The organism is Amycolatopsis sp. AA4 (assembly GCF_002796545.1).
Classification (GTDB): Bacteria; Actinomycetota; Actinomycetes; order Mycobacteriales; family Pseudonocardiaceae; genus Amycolatopsis.
Genome location: NZ_CP024894.1, coordinates 7833174 through 7849578, shown reverse-complemented (window position 1 = coordinate 7849578; position 16405 = coordinate 7833174). Strand labels below are relative to the sequence as shown.

Here is a 16405-nt window from a genome sequence, read left to right as displayed (position 1 = left end):
TGCAGCGGCGGCGGTTTGTTGCGCGGCTTGGGGGTCGCTGCGTTGGGCGGAGCGGGGAGCGCCCCAATGTGGCATTGGGTGCATGTGACGCACCCAATGTGGCGTTCGGTGCGTCTGGCGCAACCAATGTGGCATTGGGGCGCATCTCGGCGGCGTCGGCGGGGAGCGGTCTGTGAAGGGCTCCTTGAGGGAATCTAATTCCCTCAAGGAGCCCTTCACGTCCGGCGAGAGGGTCGTGAGGGGAACCCTGAGGGACTCTGAGTTCGTGAGGGTGGCCCTCACGGACGGGGGGGCGAGCATCACATCGCGCGGAGGGCTGAACCGGGTACGTCCAACCGGCATCTTGTGGGGGGCCTGCGTATGGTGACCGCTCGTGAACGGCACCCTTTCCGCCACGCCGCCGGGTTCTGCGTCCACGGCCTCTCGTTCGCGGCATATCACCGTGCTCCTTCCGGTGCTCGGGTTGATCGTCGTGGCGTTGTGCGGGCTTTTTCTCTTCGGGCTCGCCACTGCGCGCGTGGGGTGGCTGGCGGTCGCGATCGGGGTGGTCGCGGCGTTGGTGCCGGTCGGTGTGGTGGTCGCGGGGCTGCTCTGGGTTGATCGGTGGGAGCCCGAGCCGGCCAAGTTGCTCTTGATCGCATTTGCTTGGGGCGCTTGCATTGCCACCGTCACCGCCTTGTTGATCAACACTGGGGCCGAGGCGTTCGGTGACCTGCTTCTCGGCGGGGGCAACGGCAGCAAGGTGAGCACGCTCGTCTCCGCGCCGCTGGTCGAGGAAGCCGCGAAGGGCGTCTTTGTCCTTTTGATCTTCTGGCGGCGCAACGAGGAGTTCGACGGGATCGTCGACGGGGTCGTCTACGCGGGCTTCGCGGCCGCTGGGTTCGCCTTTACCGAGAACATCTATTACTTCGGCCGCGCGTTCGCTGACCACGGCTTCGGCGACGGCGCCAACTCGGGGGTGCTCGCCGCTTTCCTCGTGCGGGGTGTGCTTTCGCCGTTCACGCATCCGTTGTTCACCGCGATGACCGGCATCGGGTTCGGGATCGCGGCTCGGTACGCGCAGCGGTGGGTTCGGATTCTCGCGCCGCTGGCCGGGTATCTCGCCGGGGTCTTCCTGCACGCGCTCTGGAACGCGGCGGCGACGCTCAACGGCGGGAAGTCGTTCCTCACGCTGTATTTCCTCGTCATTTTGCCGCTGCTGATCGCCGCGATCTACGTGATCGTGTTGCAGCGGCGGCGGGAGCAGCGGATTGTCGCCGCCGCGTTGCCGAAGATGGCGGCTGCGCGGTGGATCGCGCCGTCGGAGATCGAATTGCTCGCCAGTTTGCCTGGGCGGCGGCAATGGCGGAAGCAGGCGCGCAAGCAGTCCGGGCGGGCGGCGGCACGGGCGGTCGGGCGATATCAGGCGAGCGTGACCGAACTCGCATTCCTTCGGCGTACCCGGTTGCGCACCGAGCAGGACCGGCAGCGGCAGGAAGAGTTGCTGCAGGCACTGCGGCAAGCGCGCGCGGACGCGGTGCGATTGGCCAACAATCGCGACAGTCGGTGAACATTCCCCGTCCGGGGTAGCTCGACCGTGCCAAAAGTGGCGTCCCACCGGGGGATTCGGGCTCCTGCGGACCGCGAGAAGCCGAACGCCAATAAGGTACGGGCGCGATGGGGCGCCCGGGTGAAGCTGGTCACCCAGGCACCGCGATCCGGCCGGGTCGGGGCTACTCTCGCGCCGTCGTCTGGTACCCGCGACGAAAGAGCGGGACTGGAACGAACATGAGGAGTTTCGAGCCATGAGCGTCCACAGGCGCACGCCATGAACCGACCGGCCCGCCTTGCCGTGGGCGTCGTTTCCGCCGGCCGCGTGGGCAGTGTCCTCGGCGCGGCATTGGCCAGGGCAGGCCACACCGTAGTCGCCGCTTCGGGCCTGTCCGCGGCCTCGCTGAACCGCGCGGAACGGCTGCTGCCGGGTGTCCCCTTGCTGCCGCCCGACGAGGTCGTGCGCAGAGCCGATCTCGTTTTGCTCGCGTTGCCGGACGACGCGCTCGCCGGCACGGTCCGTGGTCTGGTCGCTACGAATTCGGTACGCGCGGGCCAGATCGTCGTGCACACCTCGGGCGCGCACGGCATCGACGTGCTGGCCCCGGTCGCGGAAGCCGGTGCGCTGCCGCTCGCGTTGCATCCGGTGCTCACCTTCACCGGCCGCGAGGAGGACCTGGAACGTCTTGTCGCGGCGAGCATCGGCGTCACCGCGGCGCCGGACGACGACGCGGCGTGGAACGTCGGCGAGGCGCTCGCCGTCGAGATGGGCGCCGAACCGGTGCGGGTGCCCGAATCCGCGCGGGCGCTGTACCACGCGGCGCTGGCGCACGGCGCTAATCACCTGATGACGCTGGTCGCCGACTGCACCGAAACCCTGCGCGACGCCGGAATCGGGCATCCGGAACGACTCGTCGCACCGCTGCTTTCGGCGGCATTGGACAATGTCCTTCGCCACGGGGACCGCGCCCTCACCGGACCGGTTCCGCGTGGTGATCTCGGCACCGTCCGCAAGCACCTCGACGTGCTCGCGGACCGGGCGCCGCAGATCGCCCCGGCCTACCGGGCGCTGGCCCGGCGCACGGCGCAGCGGTCTCGCGCCGCCGGCCTGCTCGATCCCGCGGCCGCGGGCGAACTGACCGATCTTCTCGCCGACCCCGCCGAAGGACAGACCCCGTGACGACACCGAAATTCCAGCGCGGAACGCTCAACACGTTCCAGCCGCCCGAGCACGTCAGCAAGGTGAGCCAGGCGCTGCGCAGTGTGGGCCGGAAGGTCGCGCTCGTGCCCACCATGGGCGCGCTGCACGACGGCCACCGCGAACTGCTGCGCCGCGCGAAGCGGCTGCCGAACACCGTCGTCGCCGCGTCGATCTTCGTGAACCCCTTGCAGTTCGGCGAGGGCGAGGACTTCGAGGCGTACCCGCGCCAGCTCGAAGCCGACTTGGCGACCTTGGCCGAGGCGGGCGTCGAACTGGCCTTCACGCCGAAGGCCTCGGACCTGTACGCGGACAACGCGATGATCACCGTGAACCCCGGCCCGCTCGGCGACGAACTCGAGGGAGCCGTCCGGCCCGGGCATTTCTCCGGGGTGCTGACGGTCGTCGCGAAGCTGTTCAACCTGCTGCGCCCGGATTACGCGTTCTTCGGGGAGAAGGACTACCAGCAGCTGGTGCTGATCAAGCGGATGGTGGCGGACCTGAACATCGACACCCGCGTCATCGGGGTGCCGACGGTCCGGGAGCGGGACGGTCTCGCGCTGTCCTCGCGCAACGTCTACCTGACGCCGGAACAACGGGAAGACGCCGTGGTGCTGTCGGCCGCTTTGTCGGCCGGGGCGCACGTCGGGCGGGACGGGGCGGACGCCGTGCTGGAAATGGCGCGGAAGACGCTCGCGGCCCGTCCCCAGGTGGAAGTGGATTATCTGGAATTGAGGGGAACCGATTTGGGGCCGGCGCCCGTCGACGGAGAGGCGCGGTTGCTGGTCGCTGCCCGGGTGGGGAGTACCCGGTTGATCGACAACGCGGGAGTGCTGCTCGGAAAAGCCGTGGAACATCCGAGCGGGGATCCGGACGCAGGGGAATAGGGAGAGTCCACGATGTATCGCACGATGCTGAAATCGAAGATCCACCGGGCCACGGTGACCCAGGCCGACCTGCACTACGTGGGCTCGGTCACGGTCGACGAGGACCTCATGGAGGCCGCCGACCTGCTCGAGGGCGAGCAGGTGTCCATTGTGGACGTCACGAACGGCGCGCGGCTGGAAACCTACGTCATCACCGGCGAGCGCGGCAGCGGCGTGCTCGGCATCAACGGGGCCGCCGCGCATCTGGTGCACCCGGGCGACCTGGTCATCCTGATCGCGTACGGGCAGATGGACGATGCGGAGGCGCGCGCGTACCGGCCGCGAGTGATCTTTGTGGACGATTACAACCGGATCGTCGAGCGCGGGCACGACCCCGCGCACGCGCCGGACGGATCGGGTCTGCTGAGCGGCACGGTCACGCTGCCCGAAGAGGACACGATGACCTTCCCGGTGGCCGAAACCGCGGACGCGCGCCGGCTCGACGCGTTGCTGCACGCCGAAAACTGACCTGTCGCGGATGCCTCGTGCGCGAGCCGCAGTAAGGAAGACCTCGTTGCTGCTCACTGTCGACGTCGGCAACACCAATATCGTGCTCGGGCTGTACGACGGCACCGAATTGGTCAGTGACTGGCGGATGCGCACCGACGCGCGGATGACCGCCGACGAACTCGCGCTCACCGTGCGCGGCCTGCTCGGCCCGCACGCCGACGCGGTCACCGGGATCAGCGCACTGTCCACAGTGCCCGCGGTGCTGCGCGAATTGCGGGTGATGCTCGGCCGCTATTACGCGCGGGTGCCGAAGGTCGTCGTCGAGCCCGGCGTGCGCACCGGGGTCGCGCTGCTGGTGGACAATCCGAAGGAAGTCGGCGCGGACCGGCTCGTGAACACCCTTGCCGCGCACCATTTGCACGCCACCGCGTGCGTGGTGGTCGATTTCGGCACCTCCACGAACGTCGACGCGATCTCGGCCCGGGGCGAATTCCTCGGCGGGGCGTTCGCCCCGGGCATCGAGATCTCGGTGGACGCGCTCGCCGCCCGCGCGGCCGCGCTGCGCAAGGTGGAACTCGTCCCGCCGCGTTCGGTGATCGGCAAGAACACCGTGGAATGCCTGCAGTCCGGCATTCTGTACGGGTTCGCCGGCCAGGTCGACGGGCTCGTCCGGCGGATCGTGCGCGAATTGCAGCAGGACAGCTCGGATCCGGTCACGGTGATCGCCACCGGCGGGCTCGCCCCCTTGGTGCTGGGCGAATCCGAGACGATCAAGGAGCACGTGCCGGACCTGACGCTGCTCGGCCTGCGGCTGGTGTACGAACGGAATGTGCGTTAGAACTGCTCGGCCAGATAATCCTCGAAAGTGCGGACGCCGGTGTCCGCGTCGAGGTTGAGGTTGCCGTCGGCGCGATAGACCTTTCCGGCCGCGCCGGGAATGCGCAGCGGCATTTTCGGCCGTCGCCGCCCGCTTGCCCGCAAATACTTGTCGACCAGCTCGCCCATGCGGTACACGGTCGGCCCGGCCAGATCCCGCACCCGCCCGGCCGGGTCGCTGAGTGCCAGGCGCGCGATCCGCTCGGCCACTTCCCGGACGTCGACCGGCTGGAAATTGACCGCGGGCACCGGCACGATCGGCAGTTTCGCCACCGCCCGCACGGCATTGAGGCAGAACCCGTGGAACTGAGCCGCCCGCAGGATGGTCGAGGGCACGTCCGACGCGGCGACGAGTTTTTCGGCCTCGTGCTTGCGGCGGAAATAACCCAGCGGCACCGCGTCCGCGGCGATCACCGAAATGAAAACCAGGTGACCGGTGCCAGCGCGTTCGGCGGCGCGGACCAGATTCGCGGTCGCCACGTCGTCGCCCTTCGGACCGCCCGCCAGGTGCACGATGACGTCGGCACCGTCGACCGCGGGGGCCAGGCCTTCGCCGGTCATCAGGTCGCAGGCGAACCGGCCGGGGCCGTTCGCGTTCCGGCTGAGGACGCGCACCTTCGCGTCGCCGAGAGCGGGAACGACCAGCTTGCCGAGAGTTCCGGTGCCGCCGGTGACCAAGATCGTCGTCATGGCATTTCCTTCCGGGTACAGTGCCGCGGGTCGGGCACTGGGGGTGTCCTACTGGGATGAACCCGGTCGTGGCAGGAATGTGACAGCGCGGCCTCGGCCGCTCCGTCGAGGGTGGTGGTGGGGCGGGGAGGGGTGACAGGTGAGCGACAGAGACTTGCTCGCGGCCCAATTCGAGGAAGAGCGGCCGCGGCTTCGCGGGGTCGCTTACCGCATGCTCGGGTCGCTCGCCGAAGCAGACGACGCGGTGCAGGAAGCCTGGTTGCGCGCGGACGGCGCGGACATTTCCGAGGTGCGGAATTTGCCTGCTTGGCTCACCACAGTGGTGGCGCGGGTGTGCCTGAATCTGTTGCGCACGCGCGAACGCCGCCGGGAGGATTCGCTGGATGCGTTCCCGCTCGATCGCGGCGACGACGGCGCGGACCTCGCCGAAGAAGCCCAGCTGGCCGATTCCGTCGGCCTGGCGATGCTGGTCGTGCTCGACGTCCTGGGCCCGGCCGAGCGGATCGCGTTCGTGCTGCACGACATGTTCGCCGTGCCGTTCGAGGACATCGCGCAGATTCTCGACCGCAGCCCGGCGGCGGTCCGGCAGTTGGCCAGCCGGGCCCGCCGCCGGGTGCGCGGCGGCGAAGCCGTACCAGCGGACGCGAGCAAACGGCGCGGCGCTGTCGAGGCGTACCTGGCCGCTGCTCGGGAGGGAGACTTCGCGGGACTGTTGAAGGTGCTCGATCCCGACGTCGTGCTGCACTCGGACACCGGCGCGGCACCGGTGGTGCTACGCGGCGTCCGAGCGGTCAGCAAGGGCGCGTTGCTCGCTTCGGAACTCGCGCGCAGCACGCAGGTCGCGGTGGTCGACGGCGTTCCCGGCCTGGTGCTCGCCCCGCGCGGCCGGCTGGCCGTGGTCCTCAAGTTCGTTTTCGACGGCGACCTGATCGCCGGGATCGACGTGATTTCCGCGCCGGAGCGGCTGCGCGGGCTGGAGATCTCGCTCGGGTGAAGGTCAGTGGAACAGTTTCAGCCCGACGACCCCGGCGACAATCAGCACGAGACAGGTGATCCGGCCGACGGTGAGCGGATCGTTCATCGCGACGATCCCGTACGCCGCCGTCCCGACCGCGCCGATGCCGACCCACACCGCGTATCCGGTGCCGAGCGGAATTTCGCGCAAGGAATACGCGAGACCGGACATGCTGAGCAGCAGCGCGCCGCCGAACAGCACGCTCGGCCAGAGCCTGCTGAACCCTTTCGACGCGCCGAGCGCCGCGGCCCACACGGTTTCGAGAAATCCGGAAACAACGAGAACGAGCCAGGCCATGATCGACAACCTTTCGCAGTGACGGATACGTTCACTGCGCCGTCTTGTCGTCACCGGGTACGACGCGCTCGTCCGGGGCGGGAGCACCGCCGCTTCCGAAATTAGCACTCCGGAGCAGGCACGAGGTGGTGATTTCGGTCGCCGCTCAGCCGCGGCGGGCCTGCAGAACCGTCGTGACCAGTGGATAGTCGAATTCGCCCGCACCCGTCTCCGGAACGGATTCCAGGTACGCCCTGGCGCGCGCGAGCTGCTGCTCGCGGTCCGGTGCGGACGCGACGAGCAGATGCGAATGGGTCGCCACGGTCGCCAGCAGCGAATCGATCGAGCGCCGGTGCGGATGGGCGAACCGGTCCTGTTCGAACGGGCCGAAGCCGTCCGCGCGCAGCGTTTGCTCCGAATCGGCGAACCCGCGGCTGACGCCGGTGCGGATCAGCCGGGAGAATTCGCGCACCCACGGCACGGATTCGTCGTCGTGATTCCACAGCGCCACCACCACGCCACCCGGCCGCAGGACCCGGCGGATCTGCGCGAACGCCGGGGCCAGCTCGAACCAGTGCAGGGCCTGTCCGACGAACACCGCGTCCGCGGATTCGTCCGGCAGCGGGATGTCCTCGGCCTTCCCGAGCAGCGCGGGAACGTCCGGGAGCCGCCGGGACAGTTCGGCGAGCATGCCCGGATCGGGTTCCACCGCCGTCACCGAACGGCCGAGCGCGACCAGTCCCTCGGTGAGTTTTCCGGTGCCCGCCGCGAGGTCCAGCACGTCGCGTACCGGTCGGTTTGCTCCGGACATGCCCCATTCGAGTGCCGTCCGGGGATAGTCCGGCCGGTGCCGGGCGTAGGCGCTCGCCTGGCCGCCGAACGAAGAAGCCCGCCGGGCACGCAGTTCCGCATCACTGCCGGGATCGCTCACGGGTAACCACCCTAATACCGTGAGTGCCCCGGAAGGGGAATCCGGTTGACGCGGTTCACCAGCGGCTTCGTACGCTATGGCCATGACCGAATTCCCCGCGTCCGACGCACTGCCCGATGACGACCTGCCCGAACAGATGCGGGTGCGCCGGGACAAGCGCGACCGGATAATCGCGGAGGGCGCCGATCCTTACCCGGTAGAGGTTCCGCGTACGCACACTCTCGCGCAGATCCGTGCCGAACATTCCGGTCTCGAAGCCGACACCAGCACCGGCCAGTCGGTCGGCGTCACCGGTCGGGTCATGTTTCTCCGCAATACGGGCAAACTGTGTTTCGCCACTCTTCGTGAGGGCGACGGCACGGAACTGCAGGCGATGCTGAGTCTCGCGCAGGTCGGGCCGGAGTCTCTCGCCGCGTGGAAGTCCGATGTCGATCTCGGCGACCACGTATTCGTGCACGGCGAGGTGATCACCTCGAAGCGCGGCGAGCTTTCCGTGCTGGCCGACAGCTGGCAGATCGCGGCGAAGGCGTTGCGCCCGCTGCCGGTGGCGTTCAAGGAGCTGGCCGAGGAAACGCGAATCCGGCAGCGTTATGTCGATCTGATTATGCGCCCGCGCGCCCGCGACGTGGTGCGCACGCGCTCGGGCGTGATGCGTTCGCTGCGCGAGTCGTTCCACCGCCGGGGATTCACCGAGGTCGAGACGCCGATGCTGCAGACGCTGCACGGCGGAGCCGCGGCCCGGCCGTTCGTCACGCATTCCAACGCCTTCGACCTCGAGCTGTTCCTGCGCATCGCGCCGGAGCTGTACCTCAAGCGCTGCGTGGTCGGCGGGATCGAGAAGGTTTTCGAGATCAACCGGAACTTCCGCAACGAGGGCAGCGACTCCTCGCACTCGCCGGAGTTCGCGATGCTCGAGTACTACGAGGCCTACGCCACTTACGACACGAATGCCGTGATGACCCGCGAACTCATCCAGGAGGCCGCGGAGAACGTGCTGGGCACCCAGGTCGTCACTCTCGCCGACGGAACCGAGTACGACCTTTCCGGCGAATGGACGACGCTCGGGATGTACGAGTCGCTGTCGGAAGCGCTCGGCGAGGAAGTGACGCCGGATACGCCCGCGGAAGCACTGCACAAGATCGCCGCGGCGCGCGAGATCGAGGTGGATCCCAAGCTAGCGCACGGCAAACTCGTCGAGGAACTGTGGGAACATCTCGTCGGCGACGGACTGCACGCCCCCACATTTGTCCGGGATTTCCCGCTCGAGACGTCTCCGCTCACGCGGCAGCACCGCAGCCGTCCCGGCGTGGCCGAGAAGTGGGACCTGTACGTGCGCGGATTCGAACTCGCCACCGGATACTCCGAACTGGTGGATCCGGTCGTGGAACGGCAGCGGCTCACCGAACAGGCGCGGCTCGCCGCGGCCGGGGATAGCGAGGCGATGCGCCTCGACGAGGATTTCCTGCGCGCGCTCGAGTACGGAATGCCGCCGAGCGGCGGGGTCGGAATGGGGATCGACCGGCTGCTCATGGCACTGACCGGGCTCGGTATCCGGGAGACGATCCTCTTCCCGCTCGTCCGGCCCGAATAGCTCGCCGCCTCGTCGCACGGTCGAGATTTTCTCAATGCGGATTTGCCTACGGCGGGGCAAGCGGGTATTAATATGGGTGTCAAAGACTTCTGTAGCTCGGGGCTTGCCCCGAAACCAGATCATGTAGCCAGATCATTCGGGCAAGCCCCGCAGGAGGAATCAGATGGCACAGAAGGTGCTGGTCTCTCTGGTCGACGACCTCGACGGCAGTGAGGCGGAAGAGACCGTTGAGTTCGGTTTGGACGGTGTGAGCTACCAGATCGACCTGTCGGGCGAAAACGCCGAGGAGTTGCGCGACGCACTCGCGCAGTATGTCGAGCACGCGCGCCGCGCGGGCGGCCGCAAGCGCGCGCCGCTGCGTCCGGTCGCCGGCGGCAAGTCCCCGGCCCGCCCGGCCGCGGTCGACCGCGAGCAGAACCAGGCGATTCGCGCGTGGGCCCGCAAGAACGGTTTCCAGGTTTCCGACCGGGGGCGCATCCCGTCGGAGGTCGTCGAGGCTTACCACAAGAAGAACTGACCGGGCATTTCCGGAACTCGCGGATGCGGTCCTCCGGTTAGCGAACCGGGAGCGCCGCGCCTTCGCGGACTGCACGCCAAACGGCCGTCGGGAACATTCCCGGCGGCCGTTTGGCGTTCCGCTTTAGTTTCCCGGCTTTGCGCCGTCCGGCGCGGCGGACATCAGCTGGCGAGCCGAACGCGCGTACTCCGCGGGAGGGGCTCCGGTCACCGCGCGGAAATCGCGGATGAAGTGAGGTTGGTCGCTATAGCCCAGCCGAGTCGCCAGATCCGCGTAATCCGGCGGGATCGGTGCGGCGAGCAACCGCGCGGCTTCGTTGAGGCGGTAAATCCGGATCGCCCACTTCGGCGTTGTTCCGACGTGCTCGGCGAACAACCGCTGCACCGCCCTGATCGACAGTCCGAGTGCCGCCGCCAGTTCCGAGACCCGGGTGATCCCGGGATCCGCGGCGATTGTTTCCACCGCCTCCGCCGCCGCGCGGGTCTCCCGGGGAATGGGGCGGCGGGATGCGATCAGCAAGTTGTCGATTGCAGTGATCATTTCCTCGTCGGTCCGCGCATTCCGGATGAATTTTTCCGTGCGCGCGGCCGTCGGCCCGAAGATCTCGGCGACGCCGGCCGAGCGGTCGGCGAGCGTGCGCACCGGGGCGCCGAGGAACGGGCGGAAACATCCGGGCCGGATCCTGGCCCCGATCCCGTGCACGCGTCCGCTGAGCCGGTGCGTGAAAAGCTGGTGTGCCGGACCGTAAACCCCGCACGCGCCGGGGAAGAACGTCACGTGCACCGACAGATTCGGCAGCACGTGCTGGTCGTGGGGTTCGGTCAGGTTCCAGCGCAGGACCCAGTGGTGTTCCACGAAATCGCGCAGTTCCGGGGCGGGCGGATACCGGGTCAGCGTGAACTTGGTGCGAGCCGTCCGCTCGTTCAGGATGCCGCTCGGGATCCGCCGCATGGCTGAAAACAGTAGTGCGTCGCGTAATTTCAAGACGGCCGCCGCGAACGGTGGTTGGCTCGGGCGCATGTCGAATCACTCCGGACTGCTCGCCCCGGCCGCCGCCGAACTGCGGCGCGTCGCGGCTGCCGCCCCGTCGCTGACCGCCCCCACGGCGTGCGCCGACTACGACGTTCGCGGCCTTCTCAACCACCTTCTCTACTGGGGCCCGTGGCTCGCCGCCGCGATCCGGCACGAGCCTTACGAACCGCCCGCGCCGAGCGAAGCCGAGGCGTCCCTCGTCGGGGACGACTGGCCGAAGGCGCTGGAAGCGATGACCGACGACGTGCTCGCCGCGCTCGCCCCGCCGGAGGCGTGGACCGGCACCGTCACCTTCGGCGCGTCCGAACTGCCCGCCGCGGTCGTCGGGGACATGGTGCTCGGCGAACTCGTCGTGCACGCCTGGGATCTCACGCGGGCGAGCGGCACCGAGCTGAACTGTCCGGACGAAGCCGCCGAAGTCGTCCTCGCGTTCGCGGCGGGGATGGGCGAGGAGGCCCGCAAGGGCGGCGTGTTCGGTCCGGAGGTCGCGGTGCCGGAAACCGCGCCGGTGCTGCATCGGGCGCTGGGCGCGACGGGCCGGGATCCGTACGCCTGAAATTTTCACTCGATGGAGATCAACGGGGACAGACGCGCGGACAGCTCTCGCATTCCGCCTCGCCGGGCAGGAGATAGGAGAAGCAGCAGCTTTCCCGACGGCGCTCCCAAACCCGGTGGCCGTCCTCGTTGACTGCCATCCGCAAGGTGGACGCCGAGGTCAGCGGGCGGTATTGCGCGTCGAGCACCAGCGCGGCATCCGCGACGCCAGCGCCTTCGGCCTCGGCTGTCCCGCCTTGCTTGCCGACCCGCCACAGAGCGCCGTCCAGCGCGTCTGTAGCGCCCGCCCAGAGCGTGCGGCGACCGAGGCGGGTGCCTGGGGCGTAGGCGCGGACGAAGCGAGCAGCGTGGCCGACAAACTGCGCGCGCAGCACCGCGGCCAGCGCGCGTTCGTCGCGCACGACGGTGGCCTCCGGACGGACGCTGCCCGGGTCGGTGGGCAGGCAGTAGAAGGCGTCGCCGAGCACGGCCATGCCCTCGGGATGCGGCCGGTCCGGGCCGAGGCCGAACGCGAGCTGCTCCGGCTTCAGCGACGGCACGCGGCGCTCGTGGTGCAGCAGAAGCGCGCCGACGTACGCGGGGACGTGCAGGTACCAAGACATCACGTAGCTGGCCGCGGTGCGCGCGGGAGCCGCGCCGTGCTGGTCGAGGAGCCAGTCGGTCAGCCGGGAGCGCCATTCGGCGAACCGCTCGGGCTGTTCGAGGAGGTCAGCGCAACGGAACCAGCCCTCGGGGACATCGCGGCGCAGGTCGTACCGGGCACTGGCGCGCAGCAGCGAGGACGCGAGACCGTCGCCGATCTCGCGGGCGTCGTCGCGCGAGCGCTGCGGGTTCACCGGTCCCACCCCCGTCTGTACGCGTTAGGTGTGCCTAACCTTACATATGGCGCGAGATTGCGCCAATCGGGTGGCCAAGGGGTGAGACCACCCGGACGCGCGGGGGTGTTCGCGCTGAGCGGACAGGGGGGCCGGGGCGGAATCCTGATCCGGTCCCGTACGTTCGAGAGGGAGTAAAGGTGCAGCGCAACCGGATGAGAAGCGGTGACCGACCGGGTCGCCGTCCGGGTGCGCAGGGGCCGCTGGAAGCCGTAGTGGTACGCAAGCGCGACCGCTTGGCTACTAGAGTGGTCTCACGGTGCTGTCCGCCGCGGACGCGATCCGCGGAGGTTACGGGCCGCCGACGCAGCAGTCGAGGGAGTGCGCATGTTTGAGAGGTTCACCGACCGCGCGAGGCGGGTGGTCGTCCTGGCCCAGGAAGAGGCCCGGATGCTCAACCACAACTACATCGGCACCGAGCACATCCTTTTGGGTCTGATCCACGAGGGTGAGGGTGTCGCCGCCAAGGCGCTGGAGTCGCTGGGCATCGCCCTCGAGGGCGTGCGCCAGCAGGTCGAGGAGATCATCGGCCAGGGTCAGCAGGCGCCGAGCGGGCACATCCCGTTCACGCCGCGGGCGAAGAAGGTGCTGGAGCTGTCGCTGCGCGAGGCGCTGCAGCTGGGCCACAACTACATCGGCACGGAGCACATCCTGCTGGGCCTGATCCGCGAGGGCGAGGGCGTGGCGGCGCAGGTGCTGGTGAAGCTGGGCGCGGACCTGAACCGGGTGCGCCAGCAGGTGCTGCAGCTGCTGTCGGGCTACCAGACCGGGGAGAAGTCCACCGAGAGCGGTTCGGGCCGGGGCGAGGGCACGCCGTCGTCGTCGCTGGTGCTCGACCAGTTCGGCCGCAACATGACCGTGCTGGCCCGCGAGGGCAAGCTGGACCCGGTCATCGGGCGCGGCAAGGAGATCGAGCGGGTCATGCAGGTGCTGTCCCGCCGGACGAAGAACAACCCGGTGCTGATCGGCGAGCCGGGCGTCGGCAAGACCGCCGTCGTCGAGGGCCTGGCGCAGAGCATCGTCAAGGGCGAGGTGCCCGAGACGCTCAAGGACAAGCAGCTCTACACCCTGGACCTGGGTTCGCTGGTCGCCGGTTCGCGCTACCGGGGCGATTTCGAAGAGCGCCTGAAGAAGGTGCTCAAGGAGATCAAGACCCGCGGCGACATCATCCTGTTCATCGACGAGCTGCACACGCTGGTGGGCGCGGGCGCGGCCGAGGGCGCGATCGACGCGGCGTCGATCCTGAAGCCGATGCTGGCGCGGGGCGAGCTGCAGACGATCGGCGCGACCACGCTCGAGGAGTACCGCAAGTACATCGAGAAGGACGCGGCGCTGGAGCGCCGGTTCCAGCCGATCCAGGTGGGCGAGCCGTCGCTGGAGCACACGATCGAGATCCTGAAGGGGCTGCGCGACCGGTACGAGGCGCACCACCGGGTCTCGATCACGGATTCGGCGCTGGTCGCGGCGGCGACGCTGGCCGACCGCTACATCAACGACCGGTTCCTGCCGGACAAGGCGATCGACCTGATCGACGAGGCCGGGGCGCGGATGCGGATCCGCCGGATGACCGCTCCGCCGGACCTGCGCGAGTTCGACGAGAAGATCGCCGACGTGCGCCGGGACAAGGAGTCCGCGATCGACGCGCAGGACTTCGAGCGGGCCGCGCGGCTGCGCGACGAGGAGAAGCAGCTCCTCGGCCAGAAGGGCGAGCGGGAGAAGCAGTGGAAGGACGGCGACCTCGACGTCGTCGCCGAGGTGGACGACGAGCAGATCGCGGAGGTGCTGGCGAACTGGACCGGCATCCCGGTGTTCAAGCTCACCGAGGAGGAGACCACCCGGCTGCTGCGCATGGAGGACGAGCTCCACAAGCGCATCATCGGCCAGGAGGACGCGGTCAAGGCCGTCTCGCAGGCGATCCGCCGGACGCGGGCGGGCCTGAAGGACCCGAAGCGCCCGTCGGGGTCGTTCATCTTCGCCGGCCCGTCGGGTGTCGGTAAGACGGAGCTGTCGAAGGCGCTGGCGTCGTTCCTGTTCGGCGAGGACGACGCGCTGATCCAGATCGACATGGGCGAGTTCCACGACCGCTACACCGCCTCGCGGCTGTTCGGCGCCCCTCCGGGCTACGTCGGCTACGAGGAGGGCGGGCAGCTGACCGAGAAGGTGCGGCGCAAGCCGTTCTCGGTGGTGCTGTTCGACGAGATCGAGAAGGCGCACCAGGAGATCTACAACACGCTCCTGCAGGTGCTGGAGGACGGTCGCCTGACCGACGGGCAGGGCCGGACGGTCGACTTCAAGAACACCGTGCTGATCTTCACCTCGAACCTGGGGACCTCGGACATCTCGAAGTCCGTGAGCCTCGGCTTCTCCTCCGGAGCGGATTCGACGAACCGCTACGAGAAGATGAAGCAGAAGGTCAACGAGGAAATGAAGAAGCATTTCCGCCCGGAGTTCCTGAACCGGATCGACGACATCATCGTGTTCCACCAGCTCAACCAGGAACAGATCATCCAGATGGTGGATCTGATGATCGGCCGGGTCGAGACGCAGCTCAAGGCCAAGGACATGGAGATCGAGCTGACCGAGAAGGCGAAGGCGCTGCTGGCCAAGCGCGGCTTCGACCCGGTCCTCGGCGCCCGGCCGCTGCGCCGCACGATCCAGCGCGAGATCGAGGACCAGCTGTCGGAGAAGATCCTGTTCGGCGAGGTCGAGCCGGGTCAGATCATCGTGGTCGACGTCGAGGGCTGGAGCGGCAACCCGGAGGACCGCGACGACGAGGCGCACTTCACCTTCCGCGGGGAGAAGCGTCCGTCCTCGGTTCCCGACGCTCCGCCGGTGAGCATCGGCGCCGCCGAGAACGGCGAATCCGAGAACGAGTGAGTTAGGCAAGGAAAAGGGCGGCTCCCAGGTTTGGGGGGCCGCCCTTTTCTCTATTGTCGTCCTTATGGGGTCTCCTTCGAGAATTTCGCGGCACGCCGCGGCGAGCACCGCGCTTTCGTTGCTGAGCGACCGTCAGCTCACCGAGCGGCTGAAGTCGGCTGAGGTGGTCTCCGAAGGCATCGGCGGCACCGGCGTGCGGCTGGACGTCGACGGGGTTCCGGTCTTCGCGAAGCGAGTGCCGTTAACCGCGCTGGAGCTTCAGCATCCCCATTCCACCGCCAATCTCTATGGCCTGCCTGCCTTTTGCCATTACGGCCTCGGCTCGCCGGAGGGCTCGGCGTGGCGGGAACTGGCGCTGCACGTCATGGCGAACGGCTGGGTCCTCAGTGGTTCGTGCGAGAACTTCCCTTTGCTGCACCACTGGCGGATCCTGCCGGTCCCGTCGGGCCGCGTGCCAGACCGCCCGCTGGAGGAGGACGTCGAGTACTGGGGCGGTTCCGCCGCGGTCCGCCGGCGGCTCACGGAATTGCGGGATTCGGCGGCGAGCGTGGTTTTGTTTTGCGAGTATTTCCCGACCAATGTGCATCGGTGGCTGCCTGGTCGGCTGGATCAGGTCGAGCGCCTTGCGTCGGAGGTCGCCGACACGCTCTCGTTCCTTCGCGCGCAGGGTGTCCTGCACTTCGACAACCACTTCGAGAACTTCCTGACCGACGGGGACCGGTTCGTCCTGACGGATTTCGGCCTGTCGTTCGCGCGCCGGTTCGACCTGACCGAGGAGGAGCGGGCGTTCGCGGAGCTGAACGCGGAGCACGACCGGGCTTACGGCTCGATGTATTTGGTGAACTGGCTGGTCACCGAGGTGTGCGGAACGCGGGACCGAGAAAGCCGCCTGGCCGCGGTCCGCCGTGCGGCGGCCGGGGAGCTTCCGTTGCCCGCGCCGGTGGCCGGTCTGGTGGCCCGGCATGCCGCGGTGGCGGTGGAGATGAACGACTTCTACGGGCGGTTGCTGGAGGACCGGGAGACGCCCTTTCCGGCGGCGGTTTTCGCGGGGTAGAGCGCGGTCAGC

Annotated in this window: 16 protein-coding genes and 1 riboswitch; of the genes, 11 read left to right on the top strand and 5 right to left on the bottom strand. The window is 68.5% G+C overall.

The window, feature by feature from the left end; all coding sequences use genetic code 11:
* Nucleotides 1–442 precede the first annotated feature (442 nt).
* From CU254_RS36290 to CU254_RS36270, 5 genes are all read left to right on the top strand, one after another.
* A complete protein-coding gene (locus CU254_RS36290) occupies nucleotides 443–1549 on the top strand; it encodes a PrsW family intramembrane metalloprotease (protein ID WP_037718563.1) in 1107 nt (368 codons plus the stop codon).
* A 258-nt stretch (nucleotides 1550–1807) separates the two neighbouring features.
* The gene (locus CU254_RS36285; protein WP_009084289.1) at nucleotides 1808–2710 is read left to right on the top strand and encodes a Rossmann-like and DUF2520 domain-containing protein; all 903 of its coding nucleotides are present in this window, start codon (nucleotides 1808–1810) and stop codon (nucleotides 2708–2710) included.
* Nucleotides 2707–3615: a pantoate--beta-alanine ligase gene (panC, locus tag CU254_RS36280; RefSeq protein ID WP_009084288.1), complete on the top strand. Its 909-nt coding sequence runs from the start codon at nucleotides 2707–2709 to the stop codon at nucleotides 3613–3615. The genes CU254_RS36285 and panC overlap by 4 nt, the downstream gene beginning before the upstream one ends.
* Before the next feature lie 12 nt (nucleotides 3616–3627).
* On the top strand, nucleotides 3628–4122 hold the full coding sequence (gene panD / locus CU254_RS36275; RefSeq protein ID WP_009084286.1) for an aspartate 1-decarboxylase: 495 nt from the start codon (nucleotides 3628–3630) through the stop codon (nucleotides 4120–4122).
* Between the two features lie 46 nt (nucleotides 4123–4168).
* Nucleotides 4169–4942 (top strand): type III pantothenate kinase, encoded by a 774-nt coding sequence (locus CU254_RS36270; RefSeq protein WP_037715956.1) that lies wholly within the window; start codon nucleotides 4169–4171, stop codon nucleotides 4940–4942.
* On the opposite strand, the gene CU254_RS36265 is transcribed toward CU254_RS36270, so the two are convergent.
* Nucleotides 4939–5670, bottom strand: coding sequence for an SDR family oxidoreductase (locus CU254_RS36265; protein WP_037715954.1), 732 nt, complete (start codon nucleotides 5668–5670; stop codon nucleotides 4939–4941). The two genes, CU254_RS36270 and CU254_RS36265, sit on opposite strands and share 4 nt — an antisense overlap.
* 139 nt (nucleotides 5671–5809) lie before the next feature.
* On the opposite strand from CU254_RS36265, the gene CU254_RS36260 reads away from it, so the two are divergent.
* The gene (locus tag CU254_RS36260) at nucleotides 5810–6664 is read left to right on the top strand and encodes a sigma-70 family RNA polymerase sigma factor (RefSeq protein WP_009084279.1); all 855 of its coding nucleotides are present in this window, start codon (nucleotides 5810–5812) and stop codon (nucleotides 6662–6664) included.
* Nucleotides 6665–6667: 3 nt separating this feature from the next.
* Here the strand turns inward: CU254_RS36260 and CU254_RS36255 are convergent, their stop codons facing one another.
* Complete coding sequence (locus tag CU254_RS36255; RefSeq protein ID WP_009084277.1) at nucleotides 6668–6982, bottom strand: multidrug efflux SMR transporter; 315 nt, start codon at nucleotides 6980–6982, stop codon at nucleotides 6668–6670.
* Between the two features lie 33 nt (nucleotides 6983–7015).
* Nucleotides 7016–7078, bottom strand: a riboswitch (guanidine-III (ykkC-III) riboswitch).
* A 49-nt stretch (nucleotides 7079–7127) separates the two neighbouring features.
* The gene (locus tag CU254_RS36250) at nucleotides 7128–7892 is read right to left on the bottom strand and encodes a class I SAM-dependent methyltransferase (RefSeq protein WP_037715952.1); all 765 of its coding nucleotides are present in this window, start codon (nucleotides 7890–7892) and stop codon (nucleotides 7128–7130) included.
* Between the two features lie 82 nt (nucleotides 7893–7974).
* Here CU254_RS36250 and lysS point away from each other — a divergent pair, with 82 nt between their 5' ends.
* Together lysS and CU254_RS36240 are read left to right on the top strand one after the other, a co-directional pair.
* Nucleotides 7975–9483 (top strand): lysine--tRNA ligase, encoded by a 1509-nt coding sequence (gene lysS, locus CU254_RS36245; protein WP_037718562.1) that lies wholly within the window; start codon nucleotides 7975–7977, stop codon nucleotides 9481–9483.
* Between the two features lie 163 nt (nucleotides 9484–9646).
* Complete coding sequence (locus CU254_RS36240; protein WP_009084272.1) at nucleotides 9647–10000, top strand: Lsr2 family protein; 354 nt, start codon at nucleotides 9647–9649, stop codon at nucleotides 9998–10000.
* A 123-nt stretch (nucleotides 10001–10123) separates the two neighbouring features.
* Here CU254_RS36240 and CU254_RS36235 read toward each other — a convergent pair whose 3' ends face one another.
* Entirely contained in the window at nucleotides 10124–11020 is an 897-nt protein-coding gene (locus CU254_RS36235; RefSeq protein WP_009084267.1) for a helix-turn-helix domain-containing protein, read from the bottom strand.
* Here CU254_RS36235 and CU254_RS36230 point away from each other — a divergent pair.
* Nucleotides 11019–11588 carry a TIGR03086 family metal-binding protein gene (locus CU254_RS36230; protein ID WP_009084270.1) on the top strand — a complete coding sequence of 190 codons (570 nt, stop codon included), beginning with the start codon at nucleotides 11019–11021 and terminating at the stop codon, nucleotides 11586–11588. The two genes, CU254_RS36235 and CU254_RS36230, sit on opposite strands and share 2 nt — an antisense overlap.
* Before the next feature lie 19 nt (nucleotides 11589–11607).
* Here the strand turns inward: CU254_RS36230 and CU254_RS36225 are convergent, their stop codons facing one another.
* On the bottom strand, nucleotides 11608–12423 hold the full coding sequence (locus CU254_RS36225) for a (2Fe-2S)-binding protein (protein WP_037718558.1): 816 nt from the start codon (nucleotides 12421–12423) through the stop codon (nucleotides 11608–11610).
* Nucleotides 12424–12789: 366 nt separating this feature from the next.
* On the opposite strand from CU254_RS36225, the gene CU254_RS36220 reads away from it, so the two are divergent.
* On the top strand, nucleotides 12790–15339 hold the full coding sequence (locus tag CU254_RS36220; RefSeq protein WP_009084262.1) for an ATP-dependent Clp protease ATP-binding subunit: 2550 nt from the start codon (nucleotides 12790–12792) through the stop codon (nucleotides 15337–15339).
* Between the two features lie 64 nt (nucleotides 15340–15403).
* Nucleotides 15404–16393 carry a hypothetical protein gene (locus tag CU254_RS36215; RefSeq protein ID WP_009084261.1) on the top strand — a complete coding sequence of 330 codons (990 nt, stop codon included), beginning with the start codon at nucleotides 15404–15406 and terminating at the stop codon, nucleotides 16391–16393.
* Nucleotides 16394–16405 lie beyond the last annotated feature (12 nt).